The 6,132-nt window shown below is 68.6% G+C and carries 6 protein-coding genes; all 6 read left to right on the top strand.

The features are described from left to right. The coding region (locus tag EQG76_RS09445; RefSeq protein ID WP_159712768.1) for a glucan biosynthesis protein at window positions 1-1,352 on the top strand (1,352 nt) is incomplete at its 5' end. A gap of 142 nt (window positions 1,353-1,494) precedes the next feature. After that, window positions 1,495-2,097: an MlaC/ttg2D family ABC transporter substrate-binding protein gene (locus EQG76_RS09450; RefSeq protein WP_159712770.1), complete on the top strand. Its 603-nt coding sequence runs from the start codon at window positions 1,495-1,497 to the stop codon at window positions 2,095-2,097. Between the two features lie 117 nt (window positions 2,098-2,214). Continuing rightward, on the top strand, window positions 2,215-2,382 hold the full coding sequence (locus EQG76_RS09455) for a Flp family type IVb pilin (RefSeq protein WP_159712772.1): 168 nt from the start codon (window positions 2,215-2,217) through the stop codon (window positions 2,380-2,382). A 197-nt stretch (window positions 2,383-2,579) separates the two neighbouring features. Further along, a complete protein-coding gene (locus tag EQG76_RS09460; protein WP_159712774.1) occupies window positions 2,580-3,602 on the top strand; it encodes a sugar ABC transporter substrate-binding protein in 1,023 nt (340 codons plus the stop codon). Between the two features lie 206 nt (window positions 3,603-3,808). After that, a complete protein-coding gene (locus tag EQG76_RS09465) occupies window positions 3,809-5,341 on the top strand; it encodes a sugar ABC transporter ATP-binding protein (protein WP_159712776.1) in 1,533 nt (510 codons plus the stop codon). Further along, window positions 5,338-6,132 (top strand): ABC transporter permease (locus EQG76_RS09470; protein ID WP_159712778.1); only part of this gene is annotated, 795 nt, incomplete at its 3' end. The genes EQG76_RS09465 and EQG76_RS09470, both read left to right, overlap by 4 nt.

A 6,132-nucleotide genomic window follows, 5' to 3' on the forward strand; every position in this document is an offset into this window, starting at 1 on the left:
ACAAGCCCGAGCATGCTCTTTGGGCCCATGGCGAAGGGGTCTATCCCGTCACCTTCGTTCATCTCGGCCGCTACTTTCAGAAGAGCGTGCGGATGAGTGCGGTCGGCAGCGACGGGCAGGCGCGCGAGATCCTCTATGATCCCGCCTATTTCACCATGCCGGAGGACCATGTCGCCCACCGGATTCCGACCGATGCCTCGGCCTTCGCCGGCTTCTGGGTGCGCGAAAGCAACCGTGCCGGCGACTGGTCTGCGCGCGAGCCCTGGGCGACCTTCGTCGGTGCCTCGTACTTCCGCACCGTCGGCGAACTCGGCCAGGTCGGCATGTCGGCGCGCGGCATAGCACTGAACACCGGAGGAGACGGGCCCGAGGAATTCCCGGACTTCACCGAGTTCTACCTGGAGCCGACGCGGAGCGAGGGCGAGCCCTTCGTGTTCTCCGCCCTGCTGGACGGTCCCAGCATCACCGGCGCCTACCGATTCCACATGCATCGCGGTGTGGGCGTGATCGTCGAGGTGGAAAAGCATCTGTTCCTGCGCGCCGACGTCGAGCGCCTGGGCATCGCTCCGCTGACGTCGATGTACTGGTACGGCGAGTATCCTTCGACCCACAGCCATGACTGGCGCCCGGAGGTCCATGATTCCGACGGGCTGGCCCTGTGGAATGGTGCCGGCGAGCGGCTGTGGCGGCCGGCGATCAACCCACCACGGATCGTGATCTCCAGCTTTGTCGACGAGAATCCACGCGGCTTCGGCCTGTCCCAGCGCGACCGCAACTACGACCATTATCTGGATGGCGTCAGCTACGATCGCCGGCCGAGCTGCTGGATCGAGCCGATGGGTGCCTGGGGCAAGGGTGCGGTGCAGCTGGTCGAGATCCCGACCGACGACGAGATCTACGACAATCTGGTGGCGTTCTGGCTGTCCGAGCAGCCGACCAGGGCCGGCGACGCCCTGACCTATCGCTATCGGATGCACTGGCTGAAGGACGAGCCGTTCTTCCCGGTGGCCGACCGCGCCCGGGCGTTTGCGACCCGGATCGGCCGCGGCGGCGAGCCTGGCAAGGAGCGGCCGGCCGACGTGGTGAAGATGGTGGTCGAGTGGGAAGGCGAGATCCTGAAGTCGATCCCCTGGGGCGTGCGCCCGACCGTGGAGGCCTCCGCCTCGCGCGGCGAGCTCAGCCTCCAGCGCGCCGAGCCGATCTGGTACACTGACCGCTGGCGCTCCGAGTTCGACCTGAAGTTCACCGGCGAGGACCCGGTCGAGCTGCGCTGTTTCATGACCCTGGAAGGCCGGCCGATCACCGAGACCTGGCTGTTCCAGCTCCACCCCCAGGTGCTGGCCCACCGCTAGCAGCCGATGCGGCAAGTGCGCAGCCGGATATGCTGTGACGAAGATCACCCCGGATCACGCAGGACCTTCTTAACCAGGAGCGGTCATGAAGGTCGGCAGATCCTGTGAAGATCCTGTACGGCCTCGCTGGAGTAGCCGCCGCATGTCGCCCCGCCGTTCCCTTCTCGCCGCCCTCCTCGTCGCCGGCTCGCTGCTGACCGGGGGAGCCCTGCCGCTCGCAGCGGAACCCGCCCAGGCGCCCGAAGCCTTCGTCGACCGGTTCGGCGAGCAGGCGGTGGCAGCGCTCGCTGCCACCAAGGACGATCCGGCCGCCCGCCGGCAGCGCTTCGCGGAACTGATGGAGGGCGACGTCGACATGCCGAGGATCGCGGCCCTGGTGCTGGGCCGGGCCTGGCGCGCGGCCGACCCGGAGGAGCGGGCCCGGTTCACGAAAGTGTTCCAGGAGCACCTGATCGCCACCTACAGCCGCCGGTTCGACACCTATGCCGGTGAGCGACTGGAGGTCGGCGGCCAGACCGAAGCGGGCGACGACGTCCTGGTGAACAGCCGGGTTACGCCCAAGAGCGGTGAGCCGATCGACGTCGTCTGGCGGCTGCGCGAGAAGGACGACCGCTGGCGGATCATCGACGCCTCGGTGGCGGGCGTCAGCATGGTGGTCACTTGGCGCAACGAGTTCGCCGCAGTGATCGAGCGCGAGGGGCTGGACGGGCTGATCCGCCGGCTGGAGGAGCAGGCGGGCAGCTAGGTCTGACCTGGCGGACTGCGGACGCCGCCCGTTTCTTCGCGGCGCTAACGATGCCTTAACCCGGATGGGTCCAGGATGAGCGGGCAAGTTCCCCCGCTCCTTCCGGGAAAGTTCTCGATGGCCCATCTGTTCCGCCTGTTCCTCTGCCGGCGTGGCAGCACCACGCTCGAATACGGCCTGGTCGCCATCCTGCTGGCGGTCGCGGTGATCGGCACGCTGTCGACCCTCGGCAGCGAGCTGCAGAACAGCCTGGGCGACCTACACTGGGGTAGCGGCACCGAGTAGCGCTGCACCGGCACCGTACTCGCGGCCGTTCCGTCCCGACCTGCTGCACTCCTCCCGCCGGTGGGACCCTGCCCCAGTCCGCCGGATTCCGGTTCGGCTCTTTGTTAAGCCAGCCATAGGTTTATCTTGCTTGCGGGCCAGCACTTCCGTCGGCACAGACGGCGGCGCAGCAGAACCCGGGGCGGGAGAACAGGTAGATGGATGGTCAAAAGCTGCTGGAGTTGGGGCGGCGCGGGCTGCTGGGCGGTGGCGCGCTAGCGGCGGCCGGACTGGTCGGCCTTGCCGGCGGTACCCGCCTGGTGCGGCCGGCCGCGGCCGCCGAGGGCGACGACGTGCCATCGCTGGAAGGCAAAACGATCGCGATCAGCATCGTCGGCACCGACCATCACTGGGACCTGGAGGCCTACAAGGCGCAGATCGCCGAGGTCGAGCGGCTGGGCGGCACGGCGGTCGGCCTGGATGCCGGACGCAATGACCAGAAGCTGGTGGCGCAGCTCCAGACCGTGATCGGGCAGAAGCCGGACGCGGTGGTGCAAACGCTGGGCACGCTCAGCGTGATCGAGCCCTGGCTGGTCCGGATCAAGGAGGCCGGCATCCCGTTGTTCACGGTCGACGTGCCGACCCCGCACTCGATCAACAACACCACCTCCGACAATTTCATGATCGGCTCGTCGCTCGCCCTGCAGCTCGTCTCCGACCTGGGCGGCAAGGGCAATGTCGTGGTGTTCAACGGCTTCTACGGCGTGCCGGTCTGCGCCATCCGCTACGACCAGCTCAAGGCGGTGCTGAAATACTTCCCGGACGTGAAGATCCTGGAGCCCGAGTTGCGCGACGTGATCCCCAACACCGTGCAGGACGCCTATACCCAGATCACCGCGGTCCTGAACAAGTACCCGGAGAAGGGCTCGGTCAACGCGGTGTGGTCGGCCTGGGACGTGCCGCAGTTGGGCGCCACCCAGGCGATCGCCGCCGCCGGCCGCAACGAGGTGCGTACCTATGGCGTGGACGGCAGCCCCGAGGTGGTCGAGCTGGTGAAGGACCCGGATTCGCCGGCAGCGGCAGTGGCGGCCCAGCAGCCGGCCGCAATTGGCAAGGCCTCGATCCAGAACGTGGCGCGCCACCTCGCAGGCCAGCCGGTGCCGAGCTTCACCTTCCTGCCCTCGATCCTGGTCACCAAGGCGAACGCCGCGGAGGCGCAGAAGCAGCTGGGCCAGGGCTGACCGGCCGGGCCGGCAGCCGATCAGGCAGGCCTCGGCCGGCTGCACGGCCGCAACGGAACTCGGGGGCAGACGGGGGATCACCCGCCCTATCCCCGCCCGGCTGATGATGGGTTGTGGCCGGATGCGTCGCCTCCGGCCGAATCCCATCAATGGCCACGGCCCCTGATCCGGACCTCGGCGCTGATTTTTGGGACATCGTTTTCTTCATGCGAATCCAGACGCCCTCAACCGACCATTCCACTTCGCCGCCAGCGCTTGCAATGCACGGCCTGATTAAGGACTTCGGCGGGGTGCGTGCCCTGGACGGTGCGGAGTTCGAGGCCAGGCCCGGCGAGATCCACGGGCTGGTCGGCCAGAACGGCGCCGGCAAGTCGACCCTGATCAAGGTCCTGGCCGGGATCTACCGGCCGGACGAAGGCCGGATCGCGATCGACGGCCAGCCGGTCTCCGACCTCACCCCGCACAAGGTCGACCGGCTGGGCATCCAGTTCATCCATCAGGACCGCTTGCTGGTGCCGAGCTTCACCGTGGGCGAGGCCGTGTTCCTCGGCCGCGAGCGCACGGCCGCCGGCCTGCTCGCCCGGCGGCGCATGGAGCGGGAAGCGCGGGCGCTGATCGAGGAGCAGTTCGGCGTGGAGCTGCCGAAGGGCGCGCTCATCTCCGAGCTGACCACCGCCCAGCAGCAGCTCGTCCAGATCGTGCGGGCGCTGGCGCAGAAGCCGCGCATCCTGGTGTTCGACGAGCCCACCGCCGCCCTGGTCAAGCGCGAGGTGGACCGGCTGTTCACCAACATCGAGCGGCTGCGCGGCCAGGGGATCACGATCGTCTACATCTCGCACTATCTCCAGGAGATCGAGCGGCTCTGCGACCGGGTCACCGTGCTGCGCAACGGCCGCCATGTCGGCACGGTCAGCCCTGCAGCCACGCCGGCGCGCGAGATCGCCCGGATGATGGTGGCGCGCGATTTGGGCGAGCTGTTCCCCAAGCGGCAGGTGGCACCGGGCGCCCCGGCACTGGCGGTCCGCAGCCTGGCCCGGCGCCCGCATCTGCAGGAAGTGTCCTTCACCCTGCGCCGGGGCGAGATCCTGGGCGTGACCGGGCTACTGGGCTCAGGCGTGAAGGAACTGGTCCGCCTGCTGTTCGGCCTGGACAGGCCGGATGCCGGCCAGATTGAGATCAGCGGCCAGGTCTCGGCACTCGGCAGTCCTGCGGCCGCGGTGGCACGGGGCATGGCGCTGGTGCCCGAGGATCGGCGCGGCCAGGGGGTGGCACTGGATGCCAGCGTGCGGGACAACACGACCCTCGCCAGCCTCCGCCGCTTCGTGCGCGGGGGCCTGGTACGCCGCAGCGATGAAGACCAGGAAACCCGCCGGCTGATCGAGGAGTTGCGCATCCGCACGCCCGGGCCCGATACCGCCGTGCGCGACCTGTCGGGCGGCAACCAGCAGAAGGTAGTGATCGCCAAGTGGCTGGCCAGGCGCTCGGAGGTTTATCTGCTCGACGAGCCGACCGTGGGCGTGGACATCGCCGCCAAGGTCGAGATCTACCGGCTGGTCGGCGAGCTGGTCGAGCGGGGTGCTGCCGTGCTGCTCGTGTCCAGCGACCTGGACGAGCTGGCCGGCATCGCCGACCGGATCCTGGTGCTCTACCGGGGCAGGATCGTACGCGAGCTGGCCGCGAAGGACGCGAGCTCCGACGCGCTGCTCGCTTGGTCGACCGGTGCGATGGAGGCGGCATGAGCACGGTCATTGAGCAGGCGGGCGGCGAGCGTGCCGACCTGCGCCGCCTGGGCACGCTGGCGCTGCGCGGCGGGTCGCTTCTAACCTTCGTCGCCGTGCTGGTGTTCTTCTCGGCGACGGCACCCTTCTTCCTGAGCTTCTTCAACTTCACCAACGTGATCGCGCAGTCCGCCATCTTGGCGATCCTCGCGTTCGGCATGACGATCGTGATCATCGGCGGCGGCGGCAACGTGGTGACCGGCGGGATCGACCTGTCGGTCGCGGCCAATCTCGGCCTGTGCGCGGCCGTTTACGCCTCGCTGATTCAGGCGGGGCATGGCGACGCCACGGCGATCCTGGCCACGCTTGCCACCGGCCTGGCCGTGGGTGCCGCCAACGCCTTTGCCGTGGTGGTAATCGGCATTCTGCCGCTGCTCGCCACGCTCGCGGTGATGAATGTCGCGGCCGGCCTGGAGCTGGTGCTGACCGAGAATACCGTGCTGTCAGCCTCCACCCCGTTCCTCATGGCGGTCAACGATCTGGGCCCACTGGGCGTGCCGAACCTCGCCTGGATCCTCCTGGTCGTGGCGGTGCTGCTGATCGCCCTGGTCCAGTTCACTCCGATGGGCCTGCGCCTCCAGGCGGTGGGCGAGCATCGCGAGGCGGCGCGCGCCGCCGGCCTGCCGGTCGCGCGCTATGTCGCCGCGACCTATTTGGTGAGCGGGCTGTTCGCCGCCCTGGGCGCGATCCTCTCAGTGGCGTATCTGAGCGGCAGCAGCACAGGGTCGGCCGAACTGCTGTTGGGCGTGGTG

This window comes from Geminicoccus flavidas (assembly GCF_009806515.1).
GTDB classification, from domain to species: Bacteria; Pseudomonadota; Alphaproteobacteria; order Geminicoccales; family Geminicoccaceae; genus Geminicoccus; species Geminicoccus flavidus.

Coding starts and splice junctions, on each gene's coding strand:
- EQG76_RS09450 (WP_159712770.1), top strand. CDS start 1,495: ATGTCGCCCCGCCGTTCCCTTCTCGCCGCCCTCCTCGTCGCCGGCTCG.
- EQG76_RS09455 (WP_159712772.1), top strand. CDS start 2,215: ATGGCCCATCTGTTCCGCCTGTTCCTCTGCCGGCGTGGCAGCACCACG.
- EQG76_RS09460 (WP_159712774.1), top strand. CDS start 2,580: ATGGATGGTCAAAAGCTGCTGGAGTTGGGGCGGCGCGGGCTGCTGGGC.
- EQG76_RS09465 (WP_159712776.1), top strand. CDS start 3,809: ATGCGAATCCAGACGCCCTCAACCGACCATTCCACTTCGCCGCCAGCG.